At 36.2% G+C, this 21507-nt stretch carries 18 protein-coding genes, 1 rRNA gene and 1 other annotated feature; of the genes, 6 read left to right on the forward strand and 13 right to left on the reverse strand.

Annotated features, from left to right (window positions below):
• The 3 genes from ACXYMZ_RS09590 to leuS form a co-directional block, all read right to left on the reverse strand.
• Positions 1-210: ribosomal RNA gene (locus ACXYMZ_RS09590) — 16S ribosomal RNA — on the reverse strand; the annotation flags it as partial.
• Positions 211-581: 371 nt separating this feature from the next.
• Positions 582-1319: a hypothetical protein gene (locus ACXYMZ_RS09595; protein ID WP_458948183.1), complete on the reverse strand. Its 738-nt coding sequence runs from the start codon at positions 1317-1319 to the stop codon at positions 582-584.
• A 140-nt stretch (positions 1320-1459) separates the two neighbouring features.
• Positions 1460-3874, reverse strand: coding sequence for a leucine--tRNA ligase (gene leuS / locus ACXYMZ_RS09600; protein WP_458948184.1), 2415 nt, complete (start codon positions 3872-3874; stop codon positions 1460-1462).
• Between the two features lie 56 nt (positions 3875-3930).
• Positions 3931-4146 (reverse strand) — a binding site (T-box leader).
• Positions 4147-4690: 544 nt separating this feature from the next.
• Between leuS and putP the strand changes: the two genes are divergently transcribed.
• Positions 4691-6190 carry a sodium/proline symporter PutP gene (gene putP / locus ACXYMZ_RS09605; protein WP_458948185.1) on the forward strand — a complete coding sequence of 500 codons (1500 nt, stop codon included), beginning with the start codon at positions 4691-4693 and terminating at the stop codon, positions 6188-6190.
• Positions 6191-6618: 428 nt separating this feature from the next.
• Here putP and ACXYMZ_RS09610 read toward each other — a convergent pair whose 3' ends face one another.
• On the reverse strand, positions 6619-7359 hold the full coding sequence (locus ACXYMZ_RS09610; protein WP_458948186.1) for an SDR family NAD(P)-dependent oxidoreductase: 741 nt from the start codon (positions 7357-7359) through the stop codon (positions 6619-6621).
• Positions 7360-7798: 439 nt separating this feature from the next.
• Here ACXYMZ_RS09610 and ACXYMZ_RS09615 point away from each other — a divergent pair, with 439 nt between their 5' ends.
• Positions 7799-8512 (forward strand): AzlC family ABC transporter permease, encoded by a 714-nt coding sequence (locus tag ACXYMZ_RS09615; RefSeq protein ID WP_458948187.1) that lies wholly within the window; start codon positions 7799-7801, stop codon positions 8510-8512.
• Positions 8505-8810, forward strand: a complete 306-nt coding sequence (locus tag ACXYMZ_RS09620; protein ID WP_458948188.1) for an AzlD domain-containing protein — start codon at positions 8505-8507, stop codon at positions 8808-8810. Before ACXYMZ_RS09615 ends, ACXYMZ_RS09620 begins: the two co-directional genes overlap by 8 nt.
• Positions 8811-8892: 82 nt before the next feature.
• Here ACXYMZ_RS09620 and ACXYMZ_RS09625 read toward each other — a convergent pair whose 3' ends face one another.
• Genes ACXYMZ_RS09625 through ACXYMZ_RS09635 form a run of 3 tightly spaced genes read right to left on the reverse strand, consistent with a single transcriptional unit; the run spans position 8893 to position 10733 of the window.
• Entirely contained in the window at positions 8893-9558 is a 666-nt protein-coding gene (locus tag ACXYMZ_RS09625) for a DNA alkylation repair protein (protein ID WP_458948189.1), read from the reverse strand.
• Positions 9559-9587: 29 nt separating this feature from the next.
• Positions 9588-10064, reverse strand: a complete 477-nt coding sequence (locus tag ACXYMZ_RS09630; protein WP_458948190.1) for an SRPBCC domain-containing protein — start codon at positions 10062-10064, stop codon at positions 9588-9590.
• Between the two features lie 21 nt (positions 10065-10085).
• Positions 10086-10733: an alpha/beta hydrolase gene (locus ACXYMZ_RS09635; protein ID WP_458948191.1), complete on the reverse strand. Its 648-nt coding sequence runs from the start codon at positions 10731-10733 to the stop codon at positions 10086-10088.
• 258 nt (positions 10734-10991) lie between these two features.
• Here ACXYMZ_RS09635 and ACXYMZ_RS09640 point away from each other — a divergent pair, with 258 nt between their 5' ends.
• The 3 genes from ACXYMZ_RS09640 to ACXYMZ_RS09650 all read left to right on the forward strand — a co-directional run bounded on the left by ACXYMZ_RS09640 (position 10992) and on the right by ACXYMZ_RS09650 (position 12810).
• The gene (locus ACXYMZ_RS09640) at positions 10992-11711 is read left to right on the forward strand and encodes a DUF2161 family putative PD-(D/E)XK-type phosphodiesterase (protein WP_458948192.1); all 720 of its coding nucleotides are present in this window, start codon (positions 10992-10994) and stop codon (positions 11709-11711) included.
• Between the two features lie 238 nt (positions 11712-11949).
• Positions 11950-12174 (forward strand): hypothetical protein, encoded by a 225-nt coding sequence (locus tag ACXYMZ_RS09645; protein WP_458948193.1) that lies wholly within the window; start codon positions 11950-11952, stop codon positions 12172-12174.
• A gap of 318 nt (positions 12175-12492) precedes the next feature.
• The gene (locus tag ACXYMZ_RS09650; RefSeq protein WP_458948194.1) at positions 12493-12810 is read left to right on the forward strand and encodes a hypothetical protein; all 318 of its coding nucleotides are present in this window, start codon (positions 12493-12495) and stop codon (positions 12808-12810) included.
• Between the two features lie 96 nt (positions 12811-12906).
• Here the strand turns inward: ACXYMZ_RS09650 and ACXYMZ_RS09655 are convergent, their stop codons facing one another.
• From ACXYMZ_RS09655 to ACXYMZ_RS09680, 6 genes are all read right to left on the reverse strand, one after another.
• A complete protein-coding gene (locus tag ACXYMZ_RS09655; RefSeq protein ID WP_458948195.1) occupies positions 12907-13116 on the reverse strand; it encodes a hypothetical protein in 210 nt (69 codons plus the stop codon).
• Between the two features lie 615 nt (positions 13117-13731).
• Positions 13732-14763 carry an McrC family protein gene (locus tag ACXYMZ_RS09660; RefSeq protein WP_458948196.1) on the reverse strand — a complete coding sequence of 344 codons (1032 nt, stop codon included), beginning with the start codon at positions 14761-14763 and terminating at the stop codon, positions 13732-13734.
• A gap of 1 nt (position 14764) precedes the next feature.
• A complete protein-coding gene (locus ACXYMZ_RS09665; protein ID WP_458948197.1) occupies positions 14765-17335 on the reverse strand; it encodes an AAA family ATPase in 2571 nt (856 codons plus the stop codon).
• Positions 17336-17513: 178 nt separating this feature from the next.
• Positions 17514-18338, reverse strand: a complete 825-nt coding sequence (locus tag ACXYMZ_RS09670; protein ID WP_458948198.1) for an EVE domain-containing protein — start codon at positions 18336-18338, stop codon at positions 17514-17516.
• Between the two features lie 249 nt (positions 18339-18587).
• Positions 18588-19790 carry a PDDEXK-like family protein gene (locus ACXYMZ_RS09675; RefSeq protein WP_458948199.1) on the reverse strand — a complete coding sequence of 401 codons (1203 nt, stop codon included), beginning with the start codon at positions 19788-19790 and terminating at the stop codon, positions 18588-18590.
• A gap of 167 nt (positions 19791-19957) precedes the next feature.
• Positions 19958-21433 carry a GTPase family protein gene (locus ACXYMZ_RS09680; protein WP_458948200.1) on the reverse strand — a complete coding sequence of 492 codons (1476 nt, stop codon included), beginning with the start codon at positions 21431-21433 and terminating at the stop codon, positions 19958-19960.
• Positions 21434-21507: the final 74 nt, after the last annotated feature.

A 21507-nucleotide genomic window follows, 5' to 3' on the forward strand; every position in this document is an offset into this window, starting at 1 on the left:
AGGTGAAGAGAGACTTTATCCGGTATTAGCTCACGTTTCCGCAAGTTATCCCGATCTTACAGGCAGGTTGCCCACGTGTTACTCACCCGTCCGCCGCTCGATCCATTAACGTCACTCCCGAAGGAGATCAATTAATTTCACGCGCTCGACTTGCATGTATTAGGCACGCCGCCAGCGTTCGTCCTGAGCCAAGATCAAACTCTCCATTAAAGTGTTTGAATAGATTCGACACCGTCGATTCTATGAAAGTTCTTAGCTGTTTATACTCCACTAGAAATTCGCATTCCTACAGAGTTGTTTTAGATAAGAAAACGGGGTTCTCTTATTAAAACGTTTTCGCGTCCTCACAATTGTGATTCTGCTTAACATACTGGTTGTTTTGTTCAGTTTTCAAAGAGCAAATATTTTGTTGCTGTTAAATAGGCAACTTCTTAACTATAGCACACAAGGTAGTTTCTTGTCAACAACTATTTTGTAAGTTGTTTGTGAATCTTTCTTAACAATAACTTAACCTTGGACTAACAGTATAGCATGCGTTTTTTTTAATGTCAATCATAGTTTTGTATTTTTATTCATTAATATTAATCCTTTTCTTTCCAATTCAATTGAACGATCATCCACTTGCCATTTTCATAATACCAAACTGTTTCTATTACGCCTAAACCGTCTGCATGGTAGGCACCACTAACTTGTTTGAAACTCTTTAAACCGTACCCTTGCTTCTCGCTTAATAATACTGGTTCATAGAATGCGATTGGGTCGACCATGATTTGAGTTGCTTGAAGTAAATTACCCCGCTCATCATAAATTCCTAAGCGAATGTAATCCTCTTTGCGTAATTCTACATCAATAACTATAGGTTTGTCATTGGGAAAGATTTCTAATATAACATTAAATCCTTGTTCAAAATAACCTTTTACATATTCCTGTTTTGGTAATGGGATGTTAACGAGCTCACCTTGCGCTAGGGTATCTAACTGTGAAATATATAAGCCACCACTTCCACCAGTCGGACTTTGATAAAAAAGATCATCAATTCCATCGTGATTCAAATCGATGAATTCTAGAACTGGTTCATAGCCACCTTGATAGTTTATTTTCCATTCCTCTTCTTCAGAAGTAATAACTGCATAGATGTCTCTATAAAATGCAGTGTCCTCAGAAAAGCGTTCACCATACAATTTTATGTTTTCTTTCTCTCCATCACCAGTAACATCTATATGATATTCATTAATTAATTCCGCTTCTATTTCTTTCGCTAATATATAGGAAGGGATGAAAAGTAATACGGTGCTTATTATATAGAAGAAATACTTCAATTTGCACTCAGTCCTCTACAATGAATTTTTAATCTTTCCTATAGAATGTTCTATAATTGTAAAGCTATGCATAAAAAAATTGGACAGTTGAACTTCTTTAAATAAGAAGTCCAATTGTCCAACTGGAGTTTTTTATTCTATTAATTAGCAACTACGTTAACAAGTTTTCCTGGAACTACAATTACTTTTCGAATTGTTTTTCCTTCTAACCATTCTTGTAGCTTCTCATCTTCTAATGCTACTTTTTCTAATTCTTCCTTTGTAATGTCTTTTGGTACATTAATTTTCGAGCGAACTTTACCCATCACTTGAAGAACAACTTCAATCTCATCTTCTACAAGCATTGCTTCATCATATGATGGCCATTCTTCATAAGTTAGCGTTGATGTGTTGCCTAACTTTTCCCAAAGCTCTTCCCCCAGATGTGGAGCAATTGGGTTTAGCATTTTAACAAATCCTTGAGCAAAAGCTTTTGGAATTGTATCTTGCTTATAAGCTTCATTGATGAATACCATCATTTGTGAGATTGCTGTGTTGAAATGAAGATTGTTATAATCTATTGTTACTTTTTTCACTGTTTCATGATAAACCTTATTCAGATTTTCATTTTCAGCATCGGTTATTTTGTTTGTTAATGTCCCGTCTTCATTGATGAATAGTCTCCAAATACGATCAAGGAAGCGTCTTGCTCCATCAAGTCCATTTGTTGACCAAGTTACAGAAGCATCAAGTGGTCCCATGAACATTTCATAAAGTCTTAATGTATCTGCTCCGTGAGATGCAACGATATCGTCAGGGTTTACTACATTCCCTAGAGATTTACTCATCTTCTCGTTACCTTCTCCTAGAATCATTCCTTGGTTGAATAACTTCTGGAACGGCTCTTTTGTCGGAACAACACCGATATCATATAAAACTTTATGCCAGAATCTAGCGTATAGTAAATGAAGGACTGCATGCTCTGCTCCACCAATATACAAGTCAACTGGCAGCCATTTTTCAAGTGCTTTCGGATCAGCAAGTTGTTCTGTATTTTTCGGATCAATAAAACGTAAGAAATACCAGCTACTACCTGCCCATTGAGGCATTGTGTTTGTTTCTCTGCGTCCTTTTAATCCAGTCTTTTCATCTACAACATTGATCCAGTCTTCAGAATTCGCAAGTGGAGATTCGCCTGTCCCAGATGGTTTGATTTCAGAAATAACTGGTAGTACTAAAGGAAGTTCTTCTTCGGGAACAGTTGTCATTGTGCCATCTTCCCAATGAATAATTGGGATCGGCTCTCCCCAATAACGTTGTCTCGCAAATAACCAGTCTCTTAGGCGATACGTGATTTTTTTCTCACCTTTATTATTTTCAACAAGCCAATCAATCATTTTTGTAATTGCTTCATTAGTATTAAGTCCATTCAGGAACTCGGAGTTTACAAGTTCACCGTCGCCTACATAAGCTTCTTTTGAAATATCTCCACCACTTACTACTTCAGTAATCGGTAGACCAAATTTCGTAGCGAATTCATAGTCACGCTCGTCATGTGCAGGCACGGCCATGATTGCACCTGTTCCGTATGACATTAATACGTAGTCTGCAACCCAAATTGGAATCTTTTCGTTGTTTGCTGGGTTAATTGCGTATGCACCAGTGAACACACCCGTTTTATCTTTCGCTAAATCTGTTCTTTCAAGATCTGATTTCGTTTCTACTTCATGAATATACGCGTCTACAGCTTCTTTTTGTTCATCTGTTGTAATTGTTTTTACAAATGGATGTTCTGGAGAAAGCACTGCGTATGTTGCACCAAAAAGAGTGTCTGGACGTGTCGTGAAGACTTTGAAATCTTTATCGTGACCATCAATTTCGAAGGTTACTTCAGCACCTTCAGAACGACCAATCCAATTACGCTGCATTTCTTTCAAGCTTTCTGGCCAATCTAGATCATCTAAATCCTCAAGTAGACGATCGGCATATGCAGTTATCCGAAGCATCCACTGGCGCATTGGTTTACGAATAACCGGATGTCCGCCACGTTCACTCTTTCCATCAATGACTTCTTCATTCGCAAGTACCGTTCCTAGTGCTGGGCACCAGTTCACTGGAACCTCATCAATATATGCAAGTCCTTTTTCATATAGCTTGATGAAAATCCATTGCGTCCATTTATAGTAATCGGGGTCTGTTGTATTAATTTCGCGATCCCAATCATAAGAAAAACCAAGCTCTTGAATCTGACGTTTAAATGTAGCGATGTTTTTTTCTGTGAATGCTGCTGGACTGTTTCCTGTATCAATTGCATATTGCTCAGCAGGAAGACCGAATGCATCCCAACCCATTGGATGTAAAACTTCATATCCTTGCATACGTTTCATTCTCGAAATAATATCTGTTGCCGTGTAACCCTCCGGATGTCCTACATGTAGACCAGCCCCAGATGGATATGGAAACATATCTAATGCATAAAACTTTTCTTTGTCAGAATACGTATCTGTTTTAAATGTTTTGTTTTCATCCCAATACTTCTGCCATTTCTTCTCAATTTCTTGATGATTAAAGCTCATTTGATTAACCTCCCAATTTATAGAAAAAATAAAAAAGCCACTCATCCCTAAATAAAATTAGGGACGAGAAGCTATATTTCCCGCGGTACCACCCAGTTTAACGCAAAATCACGTTCACTTCGTATCTTTAACGCAGATTTGCGACAGAAGTTACTGACTTCACTCCTGTAACGTTGTAGGTGAGTTCGACTAGCATCCATAAACAGCTTCCACCACCCGCTGCCTCTCTATAAATGAATGTACTGCCTACTAATCCTACGCATTGTTTTTTAGTTGTTTAATTATACAGAATTATAATGAATCCCGCGTGTATTGTCAAGAATAGCCAAATTCATCTAGCTTTATACTCATTATGAAACGTTTATCAAACGTACACTAATTTCATATTTCATTTATATTATGCACTTCATATTTGACTTGTTCGTCCAAATACAATTGCCCCCTTTTATCAATTACTCCTTAAATTAGGATTCCATTAAAACACCAAAAAATTATGTTTATTCCCCAAGTATCTGTGGTAATCAAAAATTAAATAGATAATTCTAAAAATACGAACTCAAAAGAATTTTATCTATTTTATTTGGTAGATTACATTTTCCTTTTCTTAAAATTAATTTAACCTCATAACTCTCTTCACTTCACATACCTATTTAAAGGAAGGGGCTTTCTGTAATTTATCAACACTAAAAAAATGGAGGCGTTGTAAATGGAGCTATTTTCTTTAAGTGGTTGGACGCTTTTTTGGTTTGCAGTTCCAATGCCACTAATGGTTGTTTGGGCAACAGTGACTTATTTTAAAGAAGGGAATGATCAGTAGTGGATCCAATTTTAATTACTTTTATAGCCTATATGGTCCTTCTTATTGTAATTGGCTTCTGGACATACCGTATGACAAACACGTTGTCCGATTACATACTAGGTGGTCGAAGATTGAATAGTTGGGTGACTGCATTCTCTGCTTCTGCAAGTGATTTCAGTGGTTGGCTATTAATTGGACTCCCTGGTGCCGCTTATGCATCTGGTCTCGGACAATGGAGCTTATGGCTTGCAGTCGGTTTAGCAATCGGTGCGATGGTAAACTGGCAATATGTAGCAAAGAGATTAAGAATTTATACTGAATCAGCGAATGATTCGATTACATTGCCGCAGTTTTTTGAAAATCGATTTAGGGATAAAACACATTTATTACGTATTATTTCTGCATTATTTATCCTCGTATTTTTCTTATTTTACACTGCGTCTGGACTTGTAGCTGGTGCGAAATTGTTTGAAGGAACATTTGGCATGGATTATCATACTTCCCTTATTATTGGAGCTGGAATTATCGTTGTCTATACATTTTTAGGTGGTTTTCTTGCTGTCAGCTATACTGATTTTATCCAAGGAGCACTCATGGCAGCCGCTTTAGTTGTCACAACGGTTTATGGATTGATACAAGTAGGCGGTTTAGGAGGGTTGTTCGAGCAACTCAGTGGAGTAAGTACAAGTCTAGTTGATGCATTTGCAGCAACAGATTATAACGCGCAAGAAGGAGTCCTCTGGGAAGCAGCTGGATCCATTGGATTTGTCGGAATCATTTCCGCATTAGCTTGGGGACTTGGTTATTTTGGCCAGCCACATATTCTGGCACGGTTTATGGCAATTAAATCACATAAACAAGTTCGTAAAGCTCGCCTCATCAGTGTGACGCTTGGTCTCGTGCTTCCTTTATATGGTGCGTTAATCGTAGGGATGCTTGGAATTATCACGTTCGACCAACCTCTAGCAGATCCCGAACAAGTCTTCATTCAGCTTGTACAATTGGTTTATAATCCGTGGATCGCTGGATTTTTACTAGCTGCAGTTTTAGCAGCCATTATGAGTACAGTAGACTCACAACTACTCGTTTCATCGAGCGCGTTATCTGAAGATTTCTACCGAAGATATTTACGGAAAAATGCCAGCAATAAAGAATTAGTTTGGGTTGGCAGGTTCGCCGTTCTACTCATATCCCTCATCGCAATTGCACTAGCCTGGAACGATGATAGCTCTGTGCTTGAACTCGTTTCTTACGCCTGGGCAGGACTCGGTGCAACATTTGGACCTGCAATTCTATTCTCATTATTTTGGAGAAAAACATCTCGAAATGGAGTATTAGCAGGTATTATCGTTGGAGGAGTTACGATTTTCCTTTGGCCTATGACAGGTTCTGAGTTATATGAAATGGTACCTGGCTTCCTACTTTCAAGTATCGCTATTATTATCTTCAGTATGATAGGCACTGGAGCTACAGAGGAAATGAAAGAGGAGTATGACAAGGTTACAAGAGTTAAATAAGTAAAATACAAAGTAGCTAGAGCGCTCTCCAATGGGAGCGCTCTTTTTTCTATTTGTTTCCATCAAACTGTCTCACTGAATCAGAATTAGGGTTTTAATAAATTATAAATTATTTTACTAAAATAAAGCCTTGCGCTCATTTCATTTACAACAATTTAACTGATAACTCAATATTAATTGGTCAATGACTAGAATTTGCGGAAGAGAAAGTTGAACACAATCATTTTTGAATGGAAAATGGATTTAGAAATAGCATTCCTATTTTCATGGGTGACTACCAATTAACTCCCTTTTCTACATCTCTTTGGCGACATTCTTTTTACCAACTCTATTCAATTTCCCATCCTATCTACTTCTCCTTCTCCTCTTATGAAATTAAAAACGCCAACCCTTTTGTTTTATAAAGGATTGACGTTAATTCATATCAATTATTGAGCTGTATAACCACCGTCTACCGGGATTGTTAAACCTGTGAGGAAAGTGTTTTCTGCAGCGAAGATGACTGCATGGGCAATTTCGTCTGCAATTCCTAGACGACCAATTGGATGTTTTGCTACGAGGCCGTCATAATATTCACCTAACGCCTCTTTGCTTACCATTCCAGACTCAACATATCCTGGTGCTATTCCTACACAACGGACATTGTCTTTTGCATATTGAAGTGCTAGCGATTTCGTCATAAGTACAACCGCACCTTTAGCAGCATTATACGCAAATGCTGACGGTTCGCCGACAATTCCTAAGATAGAGGCACAATTGATAATAACTCCTCCACCATTTTCTCGCATAACGTTCAGTGCATGTTTCGCCCCAAAGAATACACCATCCTGATTAATTTTGATTACCCTTTGATAATCTTCATAGGATAGGTCATGCGTTTCACTTTGAGCACCAATTCCTGCGTTGTTAAAAATAACATCGACAGTACCAAATTTTTCAACCGTTTTATCGATAAGAGATTTAACTTCTTCTTCTTTGGAAACATCGGCTTTAATAAAGATTACATCGCCTTTCTTCGCTAAGCGTTCTGCTTCTTTCTGACCCAACTCTTCATTATAATCACTTAAAACTACTTTTGATCCTTTATTTAAAAATGCTTCAACTGTTGCCAATCCAATACCTGAAGCTCCACCAGTAATAATTGCTACTTTTTCATTAAGGTTATTCATAATTAAACACTCCTTTTAAAGTTTGTGATTTACTTCACAATCTTATTATATAATATTACTGATTTATTACACCTACTAATCTACCTAAACTTTTAATCTTTTGTTATCTAGTTTGGATAGATAAGTATTTATTTTTAGTTTTTTCTTATCCGAATCTTGAATAATCTCTATATTTTGTTCTGCTATCACCGTTCAGTTGAGGTTCTACTATTACTTTTAATATACATCTCCGTTCACCATGTCAAAAAATAGAAATGAATACATCTAGAGAACCTCTATTCTATCCAAATTTTTTATTTATCGTAATTATACCTTGAAACCTTGATTGGTATTTTAATGGTATTTACTAAAATAAAACCTTATGCTAATATCATCTAAAACAATTAAACGGATAATTCAATATAAAGTCGGTATCTAGATAGATTAAAGGAGGGGTAAAATGAGCACGCGGGTTTCAGAGTGGAAAAATGGATTTAAAAATGGTATCCCGATTTTCATGGGTTATTTTGCAGTCTCTTTTACGTTTGGCATCCTTGCTAAACAAGCGGGACTAAATCCGTTTGAAGCGGTATTTATGTCAGCTACGAATTTAACATCAGCTGGCCAGTTTGCAGGTCTGACACTGATTGCCAGTGTCGCAACAATTGCCGAAATTGCCGCGACACAGCTAATTATTAATTCCAGGTATTTTCTAATGTCGTTCGCTTTGTCCCAGAAAATTGAACCGACTACTCCCCTCGTCCACCGATTAATCATGGCACACGGGATTACTGACGAAGTCTTCGGAGTATCGGTTGCACGCGCTGGTAGAATTAGTCCTTATTTTTTTTATGGCATCATGAGTGCCGCCATACCTGGTTGGGCTTTGGGCACATTATTTGGAGTTATTTCTGGGGATATTCTTCCGCCGAGATTAATCAGCGCATTAAGTATCGCACTATATGGGATGCTACTCGCCGTTATTATCCCACCAGCTAAAAGGGATAAAATTGTCACAGGACTAATTATTGTATCAATGGCTTTGAGCCTTATATTTGCTGTATTACCAGTATTCGCAGGAATTTCATCTGGGGTAAAAATTATTATCTTAACGATTCTAATTGCTGGCGTTGCTGCTTTTCTTTTCCCAATAAAGGAGAATACATATGAGTAATGCGATGTATGTAATTATCGTCATGGCGATCGTGACCTATCTCATTCGTGTGTTGCCGCTCACTATCATTAGAAAAGATATTAAAAACATATATGTAAGGTCGTTTTTATACTATGTTCCCTTTGTGACACTCGCAGTAATGGTATTTCCAGCAATTTTAACAGCGACTGCATCCATTTGGTCCGCATTGATTGGATTTATAGTAGCTATTATTTTCTCGTTGAGAGGATCAAGTCTTGTAGGTGTTGCTTTGGTTACTTGTTTGTCCGTATTTGTGGTGGAATTGATTTTGTTTTAATTAGATTTTTTACTATAAAATTTGCATACAAAAATGGACGCACTCAGTTGGTTGCGTCCATTTTTCGTTTTAAAATAACTAATTATAATTGCCGCTTATTCGCTTCAATCGTAATAAATTCAGGCAAATAGCTTGGCGTACAACCTTTGGATACGATTTCATCTTTGTAAAGACCCGTTTTTTCACCAACGTCCATACATCGTTCACGGTAATCTTTATCATAGACACCTATCCAACCGGCAGTGAAATTCATTGCCCATTGAACTTCTGGTTCTTCTTCTGCAATCTTAGCTTCTATAGTAGAAAGTAGTTCGGCTGTGTTATCAGGTGGCGTTTTACCGGTCCATCTCAATCGACCTTGGTAATACCAAAAGGTGCGCCTTTGAAGAGGTGACGAGCTATTTTTCCACGACTCAATCAATGCAATTTTCTTCTTATCTTTCGTGAGCTGGTTAGCCATTAACCAGTCCATCAAATTATTCCGCTCCACATAAGAATGCGTCTGCATGTCTTTATCAAGCTGATTTAGCAAATCTTCTGAAAGCTGATTTTTATCCATAATAAGAATTGCTAATTGCCTAGGTAAAAACTCTCCACTTTCCCAAAGTTCCATAGCAAGTTCATGATCTTTCTTAATTTCCTTCGCGATTTTGCGTAAGTCACCTAACTTCGTCTTACTATCAATTTGCGATAGGATGTTTTCTGCTTTTGAAGCGTGTTTTATTTCTGTTGCTTTCATGTCAGTCATTCTATCCAACTCCTTTAATGAAGCAATTTCTATTCCTGCATATTAAATGCTTCTCTATAGCGTTTCCGAAGCGCTTCGGCATTGTCTTTCCATTCGATTGGCTTTCCATTAACAATTTGAATAAATACATCTAGACAACGATGCCACCCCGCTGCAGTCGGGACCGCCCATGAATGATTGGCAAAGGTATGGGTAAAAATTATGCTGCACCCATTATCTTCCTTCAATGAGATGTTTACTAAATCATCTACTTCACGGAAACCAAATACAAATGGTTTTTCTAACTCTGTAATCGTAGCACTATATGTCGACCCTTCCCCATCATCGAAAGCAATCTCACCACCAAGTCTAATATCCATCTCGCCTGTTGCGAACGGATACCATTTGCAAAAATCACTTGGATTGGTAAGGATAGAAAAAACTTCTTCAGGCTTTTTTGAGGTATTGCGTTGAAATTTTAAAATGTAACGACCGTCGGATTCATGAAGTGTACCGTATTCTGTCATGTACTCATGCCCCTCTTTTATTTAATTTGTTGCGAGCTGCTTATCTAACCACATTCGGAAATCACGGTAATTATTTGCAGAAATCGTATGGCTATCTGGATAAGCATGGAATTCTACAGCAACCCCTAACTCACTAAAAAAGTCGCGGTTCGCTTCTCCCCAATAAAGAGGAAATATCGGATCGGCTTCACCATGAGATATAAATACTTCTAGATTACTATCTGTTTGAACGGCATAATCTTCCTTCACAAATTCAGGAATGTAGCCACTAAAGGCCATTACACCCTTGACCTTATTCCCCATGGTCAATCCTAGAGCCATAGAAAGAATTGCCCCTTGGCTGAATCCGCCAAGAAATACCTTCTCTGGATTAATCGGATACGTGGTTAGCGCTTCATCCACAAATGCTTCTAACTGCTGAATCGTTTCATCAAAAATAGCACGTTGCGGTTTGCCAAATCCTTCAATCGTGAAGTATGCAAATCCTGGTGGGTGCTCGAGTGAACCTCTAATGCCAAATATATAAGCATCTACCTCTAGCCCATTTACCAAAGTAATAATATCCTGTTCATTGCTGCCCATTCCGTGCATTAAGAATATAGCGGGATAGGTTTTTTCTGGTTGTTGTGATTGGGGTTTGCGTAGTTCGTATGTTAGTGGTGTTTTCATTGGTGTCATCCTTTTGTTATGTTAGTTGTTGTGAGTTACTTTTTGGTAATTGTAACATATTAAAGAATTTCTACATATTGGTACCTCAGTAATTCAAGTCGTGACAGACACATATAATTCAGATATGATTATTCTATAAACACCCGGAAATAATGCAACAATGAAGATAACATGAATAGTCCTTTCCCGTTCGGCTGTAGATGCTATATCGCTGCATTTCTTTCGAGTTGTTAATATAGATATATAGGTTGGTGCTCCATGAGCGAAGAAAAAATTTATGAAACAGATTTATACGGACCCATTCAACAATACTTTCACGCACTGGGCTATAAAGTACAAGCTGAAGTGAATGATTGTGACGTTGTTGCTTTTAAAGACGACACATTAATTATTGTGGAACTAAAATTAAACTTAAATATCAGTTTGCTAACACAAGCCGTGAAGCGCCAAAGATACACGCCGGATGTGTACATAGCTATACCAAAACCAAAGACAAGCTTGCGCAGACGAAAATGGCGCGACTTAGTCCATCTTGTGCGCCGCTTAGAACTCGGATTAATCTTAGTCGACTTTGAAGGAAAAATTCCAAGCATCAAGATTGTACATGAACCAAGCCCTTTCGATCGTAAAAGAAGTGCGCAACAAAGTAAGAAAGGCCGCGACAAGCTAATAAAAGAAGCGAACGCTAGAAGAAGTAATAATAATATCGGTGGCAGTACTCGCGTGACAACGATGACGGCATATAAGGAAAAATGTATTCAAATAGCCTTTTACCTCGATCATCTGGGGCCAATGTCAGCAAGCGCACTACGTAAGTTAAATACTGGTGACCGCACGTATGGGATTTTATATGATAATTATTATAAGTGGTTCGAACGTGTGGGTAGAGGGGTTTATGGATTGACAGAAGTAGGAAGGGAAACTTATAAAGAGTATCCGGAGATTATTGAGCTTTATGCGAAATCGAAAATGAAATAGACAGGTAATTCTTCTCGTTTGCTATAAGATAAAAATTACTTTTATGTTGCGGTGCACCTGCCCTTTTTAAAAAAGTTAGAGTGAAATTTTTGTTGGAGAACAAATAGCTTTGTCCTGGGTGTTGAAGTTGTAAGAGTTTAATAACAGCTGATATATAGAAGAATTGAATATTAGGCTGTTTGTTTAATAAAGAAAAGGATGTTAAACTGAGATTAATATTTTCAATGAGGTGCAAAAAATGAGTGAAATTGGAATGAACGATTTAATGCTCGCTATAAAAGAACTAGGTGAAAAAGTAAATACTGTTATTCAAGAGCAAGAAGAAATGAAACAGGAAATTAGTACTTTTCGAAATGAAACTAACCTTAACTTCAGAAAGCTTGAAAAGAAAATATCCATTCTCACGAAAGACGTCTTCGATGTGCGCACAGATATGTTAATATTAGAAGAAAAGGTGAAATAAACTCCCCTATCCGTTGTAATCTTCAACAACTTTTCAATCCAAATAGATAACAAAAAAGCTATAATCACATAATTAAAACCCTCTAGTATACGAACAAGGCGAAAATTCAATTTCTAACGAGAGGGTAATATATTTTTAAGTAAATCCCTCAGCAAGAATATAAAATGGGGGATTATTTTTATGCTTTTGATACAATAATGCAAATAAGAAAAACACAAGAAAGATGACAAAAAGAGTAAAGGAAAAATTTATGAAACAGATTTATATGAACCTATTCAATACTTCTTTCAAGGACAAGGTTATAACGTTCAAGCGGAAGTGAATGATTGTGATGTCGTTGCGTTTAAAAATGATGCTCTTATCATTATTGAACTTAAATTGAATTTAAACATCAGTTTACTTACGCAAGCTGTGAAGCGGCAACGTTATACCCCTAATGAATACATAGCAATTCCTAAGCCGGAGATAAGCATACGCAAATGGCTGGATCTCGTCCACCTTGTGCGCCGCTTGGAAATCGGATTAATCTTAGTCGATTTTGAAGGAAAATTCCCAGCATCAACATTGTACATGAACCAAGCCCTTTCAATCGTAAAAGAAGTGCGCAACAAAGTAAGAAAGGCAGAGACAAGTTAATAAAAGAAGCATATCTAAAGCATCCAGAAATCATCGCGTTATACGCAAAATCAAAAATAGAGCCAACTTCTCCTTAGAAGAAACCGGCTCTAAATTTTAGCGTGATGGCTTTGGTGGCTGACAAACATCACATTTACGTTGATGTTTGTCTTTAAATTTTGTAAATGTTTTTTCAAAATTAGTTCCACATGCACATTTAAATAATAGCTTTTGAGAAAACCCGCGATATTCCGTCGATAATAACGTACTTTCCGAGTTCCCCTCGACAAATTCTTTGATTTTATCAATCGTCCAGCGTTTACCCATTCTCTTACACCTCCATATTTTCATGATTTGGAGGCAATAATTTCGCATCCGTCCTTATAAATGAGATTTTAACTATAACATAAGCTGGCATACAATTAAAAGTTCTATGATAATAAGGTGGGCTTGAACCCATCTCAACATTCCTATGTGTAACAACATATAAAATGTGGTATAATAAAACTATAAATTCATACAATATTAAAAACCGTCCCATGCGCGAACATGGAACGGTTCCAATAGACCAACCCCAACAAGAGGGGTGGCACACTTTAGAGTAAAAAATGACCCCTAGCATGCCGGCAAAGCACATAAGGGGTTATTTTTTATTGTTATTGGACATAATCATCACAATCAAGATGCCGAATGAAAACAGCAATGTGAGTACTTGTTCAATATCCATAGGCTTCACCTCCCTCCTCGGGAAGATTCCCCCAGAAGGCAAGTGTACCTAACCCCTCATGCGAAGCCGGTCTATTGTATTTTTATAATACCATACCAGAACATACGTTTCTACTTATTAATAAAATACTTTAGACAGACGGGAATGGCACTAGCAACAAAACTAGAATTATTAGCACACGACGGTGTTCCTGAACCCATAACATTTCTATAAACTCATTCCACAAGAATCTCCAACAATCTACTTCTAATTCCATTCCACGAAGCATCTAAATCCAAGCTATAAATCTCCATCTGAATACGTTCATTCCACTCATAACTCTCCGATATTTCAGGTTGGTCATTTGCTGGATAAATCAATATTCCTCGTAAATCACAATCTTCTGGTTGGTGCATCAAGTAAGTAAATAACTGATACAAATTCCCGCTATGAAAACTATTTTTGTCATGAAATCTCTGGAACATATTTTTATAAAACTTTGCATCCATCACAATTCTTTTATTCTCTTTCCGATGAGACAGTGTTATATCCGTCAGCATTGTTGGCAGCAACTTCTTATTACCTTCTAAATTCCAAGTCATTCTCTCTGAACGAACACTGTATTCTTTCTTCTCAATACGGTAAAAATGAAATAAGAAGTTTTCAAATAAACCATTCATTTCTGCTTCAGACAGCTCTACAGAAAATAAACTCCACTCCCCTTTTTTATGAGAAAGCAACCGTAACTCATGCAGTAATCTCGCCAATTGGATTATTGGTTTATAATGTGCATTTTGTCTAGAAAAACGTATGCGCAGAAATATTTCTCTTCTTAGCTCAATATCATTCACTTCTGGAAGCTGCTCCCAAAGTAAATAACATTCTCTACGTGTGTGCTCTTCAACATACTTATTCTGATATAAACCTTTTAAAGTAGTTTTCATCACCTGATTATAGATAATATCAGCTGAGTAAAAATCCTTCTCACAAACAACAATTGGTCTACGTTCCACAATAAATGGCAGTGACTCATTCATAAGCATCTTCCCAGATATCGTGCTCGTTTCTTCCTGCTGCGTAATATAATTCTTTACTACACCACGTCGTAACAACTTTTTGCCTTCTAAAATAAATCGCTTGGCCAAGAAATCATACGTAATAATCTCTTCATCGACATCACTTAGCTGGTCAACAAATTCAGGATAATCATTTACATAACTTAGCATGCAAAATATATTACGAATCGGGACTTTAAAAGTTTGTTCCATTTTATAAACCTTCCAATAAGGTGTGAACCATATCCGGGCGATCAAAGAAATATTCCTCTAGCAATGGCTGTAGCTCAAATTTAATCACTTGTTCAAACCAGCGCTGCTCGTCCATCCCTTTAGAAATATTCGTAAAGAAAGAATGTCCGATTTCGTAACCTGCTCCTAACTGAAAATCACTCTGAATTTCATCATTAATCTTTTTAACACTATACAAAATTCGCTCTATCAACGCTTCTGAAACACCCTGACTTTGTAGATGGGCTCGCCATTTCTCATTAAAGCTTGGACGCAGTGTGATGAACGCAAATCGTCTGCGCAATGCAATTTCCAATTGAGCAAGTGAACGGTCTGCTGTATTCATTGTTCCAATAAGATAAACATTACTCGGCACCGTAAACTTCTCTTTCGAATAGCCCATCGTTACAAATTCATCGCGTTTATCACCTTCAATTAGCATGAACAATTCCCCGAATATCTTTGATAAATTCCCACGATTGATTTCATCGATAATAAAATAATACTTATGTTCAGGATTCTCCATCGCTTTTAGACAAAAATCATGGAAAATACCAGGTTGTAGGGAAAAGCCTCCCCCTTCTTCCGGTCGAAAGCCCATTACGAAATCTTCATAAGCATAGCTTTGGTGAAACTGTGTAATTTCCACTCTGTCAGGATCTTTTGCACCAATCAATGCATGAGCAAACCGCTTCGCTACAAACGTTTTACCAACTCCTGGTGGCCCTTGTAGAATGATATTACTTTTATAAGCAAGCAGTTCCTCCATATCGTTAAATTGCTCTTCCGTCATAAATACTTCTTTCAGGAAATCTTCTTTTGTATAAGATTCTAATTCGATTTCTTTATTCGTCTCTGCCAAATAGATAGAAAATGCTTCTTTCAAATTCTCTTTCATTATCCACTTGAATTCATTTCTCTTTATGTACGTTCCATTAAAGAGAACACGCCAATTAGAGACTTTCCCATCCTCTCCTAGAATAGGTTCAATTCCAGTAGCTTCATAAATTCTTCTAGCTAAGGCGACAACTGGCTGATTGAAGGATGAAAAGTGTTTATCAAAAACTTCTGCAAGCTGCGTACCCGATGCCTCGCCGTCCAATTCATACATTTTCTTCAACATTAATAGATTATCTTCTTTAAAAACATCTGGATTATTCAATACTTCCAGCCATTCTTCTATACTAAACACATCTTCAGAAAAAATTATATCCGTTTGTTCCTGATGAACAGGAGATTCTATCTTGTTAAATTCATCAACTACGATACTCATTTGTTCTTCCAACTGTTCATAACTGAAGTCGGTAACGTCCGTTTCTCTAACGATGGCTTCTACCCCATGATCTTCATGAGATACGCCATACATTAAACCATACTCAATTCCATTTTGATCTAATGAAAAGAAGAACTGTGGTGCTGACTGGTGATTTACATACTTATTTTCATACACAGCTAACCAACATCTCGAACCTCCGAAACTCTGATTCCAGTTGAAGCCATTCAGTATTTTATTTTCTACTAAATCAAGTTCCTGTAATCCTTCCATCTCACGAATTGCTTTATGAATCTTCCCTAACTCACGACGCACTCTGTCTTTTTTGTCATGGTAATATAAGTGGAATAATATCGTAAAATCATTCCACGCTTTCAAGATCTCTGTGTCGTATTCATTACTCACTTCAGATTTTATTGTTTCTAAATCTGCTATCTCCATGGAACCTTCTTCAATAATTTTATCCAAAACTAGAAAACGAATTTTCTTTACTTTTTCCTGACCTTTGTAAATTTCCCTGAGTTCACTTAAAAGTGTTTTATCGTAAGCTAGTAAATGTTTAATAAACATAGAAGGATCTTCCTTAAATGCATGAAGTGTTCCTGCCATATCATAAAGATAATCCGCTGCTGTTTCTACTTTTACTTTGTTATAGTGACTGTGACAAAATAAGAAGTCCTGAACATCCAACATCGTTAAGTCTTCATTCTCTTTACTTAAGTGGTCAAAAATCGTTCGACAAATAGAATAGTAAAAAGAATAATTTTCCTCTACAGATCCCATCTTATAATCTATTTCGTAATTTGCTTTCACATCTTGATATAACTCCCCTTTATACAGCGGATAAGCTGTATAATCATATGCTGCAAGCAAGTATCCGAATAACGGTGCACCAACAGCCATTGTGCTATCATACGTTTTTATCGCTTCACGGAAAGTTGCGATACGCTCTTTTATATCCTGCGATTTATCATATAAATTATTCCACACAGCAGCCGCCTCTTGAGGCCGTGCTTCTGAAAATTTAACAAGTGAATCCGTATTATTCCAATGCACAAAACTACCTGCACTAGGGTTGGTCTTTTGAATTTTTATAGCATGTTCCAGCACCGTTTCCTCTGTTATTTGTGTTTCACGGAAATAGCCATTCAACTCTTCTAAAATATCAAATTTATACTGCTCGTCGTATTGTGGTGATTCTTTGAAAGATTGATAGCGATTGTATGCGAAAGTTATGTAGTTGTCTTTGGTAATATTTTGGGTTATTGATTGGTGGGGCATGGGTTTGTGCTCCTTTCGGGAATATGATTCATTAGTTAGATAGATAGTTTTAACTTCTGGTAAATAGGGGGCCGAGCTGTCACTTTGATTCTCCTAGTCTGATTAGTTTTTCTTTATGCCTTCATCTATTCAATACACTCAATGTGATCCCCACTGTCCATAAGTTTTATAATCCTGTCTATCTTTTTACGATTCCTTTTAACGCTTCTACACTCAGCACATCATTCTGCCTTCTATGTACCATGCGATGACAATTTGCGCACAAAGGAACTAAATCTGTTTCCGGATTTACTTCTGTTGCTTTATCCAATTCACTTAATGGCTTAATATGATGAATTTCAATGAAATCTCTTCCACGTTCTCCATAAACTGCTTCAAAGTTGAAGTCACAGCCAAAACAGTTAAGGCCATGAATTTCTATAGCTAACATTCTATTCTTGTAATCCCGCTCGTACCTTTTTTCATAATAAAATTTCGAGTTGCCCTCTATTCCCTTACCTTCTTCAGCTCTTTCTGCCTCAAGATCTAACCTAATATTTTCATCTCTTTTGATTTTATTACTCCACAATTTCGCTAATTCATTAACATCTTTCTCTTCCACTAAGTAGTTCGTATTTTGTCTAAGTCGTAAAATCATCAAATCTGAAAGCTCAACATTAGCTTCAAGTTCTGAGCGATAAATCCCATTATCTACTAAGACATCGTGGACTTTTAATTCAACACCTAAATAATTATCTTCTACCATATCGACTAACCAATATGAATTTGCATTAACATTACTTTTTAAATAAGGTTTCGGCATTGAGATAACTTCTGTTCTAGCAACTATACCTCCACTACCACGATTATTTCCATCCGAACGCCAAATGTAGACTATATCACCAACTTCAATCCTATCAGCATAATGATTCTGTCTAATAGACCAAATAATAGATTCATTTTCTAATAAATAATCATTCACATTGAATGATTTTGGGTTTCCTTGAAAAATCCAAGTGTTCATTGTAATTCTCCTATCTATTCTATTACTCTTAGCTGAATATTCTCATTTTATTATATTAGGCGTTCTTTGCAATCCCACGTTAAATAAAAAAATTGACAAACCAAAGATAATTACGTAAAGGGCAATTGCAATTTATCGAGTAGTAACACCTTTTTTCTACTGAAAGATCATACTATCATCAGTCATTTCAACAGTTTCTTTAGTTTCCTTAAAAGTTGGAATAAGAAGTAATCACAGTCATATTTCTATTTACGTATCATTAGACTTCATCAATGCTTCATGGATTTTCACTAAATCATTTTCCATGAACCTCTTGAATCTTAAGTTAATCTGATTCTGAATTTTTTCATAATCAAGTTCATCATCAAAAAATTTAGGTAAAAATTCTCTAGAGAAAACTTGAGCATACTGTGTACTTAGTTTTCTTGTCCTACCTCTAAAAACATCCTTATTGTTACTAGCTATTTCATAAATTTCTTTTCTTGATTCATCATCACCGGGGCCTATAATCAATTTCAAATCTAATTTATTTCCTTTATTTTGGAATTCAAATAATAGTAATCTTTTGGAAGCTGTCCAACCATTACCGTTTCTCTCAAATCTCCGCTCTAATTGTTCAGTTGTGAACCGAATGTATGTCTTTCCAGATGTATCTAATATCAAACTAGGAGTGCTTTTAATAAGCTCTTGAAGATCATTGGATATGTCTGAGTAGATATCAGGCTTATATTCAAAGATAAGATCTAGTGCTTTCTTATGTTTATAATAAATTTGTCGACAGACTTTTTCTAATTCGTTATCACCCACAATATACCTCCTAACAGTTTCAATATACTGATTGATAAATAGTCGAACAGGTTCACTTATTGATTCATTATTAAAGTCAACTGCTTTTTCAATTATCTGATTCACTGTACTATAATTCAAACTTTGCCAAGTCTCTGGGTCAGAAGAATCCTCTCCAAGTGGTGTTAGGTAGATAAACAATTTTTCATAATTTTTATATTCATCATGAACAATGTTGTAATACTTTTTTAGCTGATGATCGGACTCATTACTCCATACTTTATTTTCTACAGCAATAACAAACTTGTTAACCTCAGAAACTAAAAGAATATCTATATTCTTCCATTCCCTTCTAACCTCAAAGTCATAGTAATCTATCAATGATATTTTGAGTGGATCATAGTTCTTTCTCGTATGTTCATTAACACTGTTATAAGTTACTGATTGAATAATTTTCCTAACTACATAATCTCCTAACCCATGATTCTCTAATGGAGTAAGTAACCAGCTCAAAACATTGCTGTGGCGAATTTCAGCATGAATAATACCCATAGTTTCAAAAGCATTAAAATTAGATATCCTTTTCTCTATCTGATCTAAAACTTCAATATCCATAAGAAACTCTTCAAGGGCTTTTCTGTTATTTAGGATAGATAAATCCTCCATTTTTTCACCTCTTCATTAGAAATTCCGACATCGTCAGTAGATCCTTCTCTATTAAATACAAAAATTCACACTTAGTTTTTTACATTATGATTTAAGTCATTTTTATATTGAGTTAACTTCAATTGCAAATACTATTTTATCCATAGAAATGAAGTGTTTCTCCATAGCTATTTTTTCTTTTTTAGTATTCTGATTTTATTCCACGTATTTTTTGCCACAGATTTATTCAATCTTATTCTCTGCCAACCTTTTTTCTTTTTTTCCTCTTTAATATCTTCTTCGCCTGTACTTTCTGCTTCCACTTTATCAGATTCTACAACTAAATCACTTTCGGTTTCTTGTGTACTATTTCCTTCTATTTCTTGCTTAGCTTCTTCAGCCTCTCTTTTTGCCTCTTCTAATGATTTCCCTTTAATGTAGTAAGCAATTGCCGCTTTCCCTATTGAATATGTTCCGGAATAAGCAACTCCCGCACTTATAGCAGAACCTGCTCCAGGTGCTATATTTAATAATTTAGATCCCTGTTGAGCAACAAATCGTAGTCCATAACCAAATAAAAAGACTGCTCCTAAACTGACAATAAACTCTCTTGCGGATTTAGCGTCTATTTTATTTCCACTCATATATCCTATTAACACAACTTCTACAATTTGTATTGGTAAAAGTATTAGGATATCTGCTACTGGAATCGGTGTCGCTCCTATTGCTGAACTAGCTGCCGAAAATCTTTTTACAAATGTTTCAGCAATCTTTTCTACTGCAGAATCCATTCTGTGATTAAACATAAGGTCCATCGCAACGTTAAAATCAATATTATCTTCTAATACATCAAAAATTTCATCTATGTTATACCTACCATCAAATTCAATCTTTAGTTCTTCTCTTTCTTCTTCCGTTAAACTTTCTGGATCCTCATGACTCCATTCTATGTATGCCGAAACTGGTATCACAAACGATTCAGATACGCCAACATTATTAAGTACATTTCTAACTTGTTCTTCTTTAACTTTGAAGTTCTTTTTCTTTGGAACAGTGTATTCTGAAGGATCTTTAATTCTTGATGGTTCTAATTCATCCATTCTCGTGATTACAGTAATTAACGGTGGCTTAGAAGCCATATTTTTAAATATCATTTTAAGATCTTCTGCATCTTTTTTTAATGTAGAGCGGTCAGCGCCACTTGTTAAGAAGAGAAAAGCATCTGGTTGAAAATCTTCTATAACAGTATTCAAATCTTCTTCTGCTGAATTAGACGTTGAACTTATATTTTCTTTTATACCTCTCGTATCAATTATTTCAAAGATAATTTTTTCGTTTTTCTTATATTGAAAGAATTCGTGCTTCATAGTACCTACTTCAACGGCACTCGTTTCTGCTAAATAAGAGCCAAACATAGCATTTATGAGACTACTCTTACCGACACCTGATCGCCCCATTAAAACGATTCTTGGAGGTCTTCTAGTTTTGATGTCTTCAACAATTCCTTTTATCTCTTTCGATTCGATAATATTAATAATTGCTTTTTGAGCTTTATCAGGTATAACAATATCAAGATTCTCTAAAAAGTTAGTTGTGAAATCTGAAGTACTCTCCAACATCTTTGAAATGCGTTCTAGCCTTTCTTCAATAATCTGCTCATTCATCAATATTCACCCTCACATTAGTTGTTATATAAATATTGGTGTGAAAATCTAATCTATTAATTCTATTATACAGG

It is taken from the genome of Oceanobacillus sp. CAU 1775 (genome assembly GCF_054482815.1).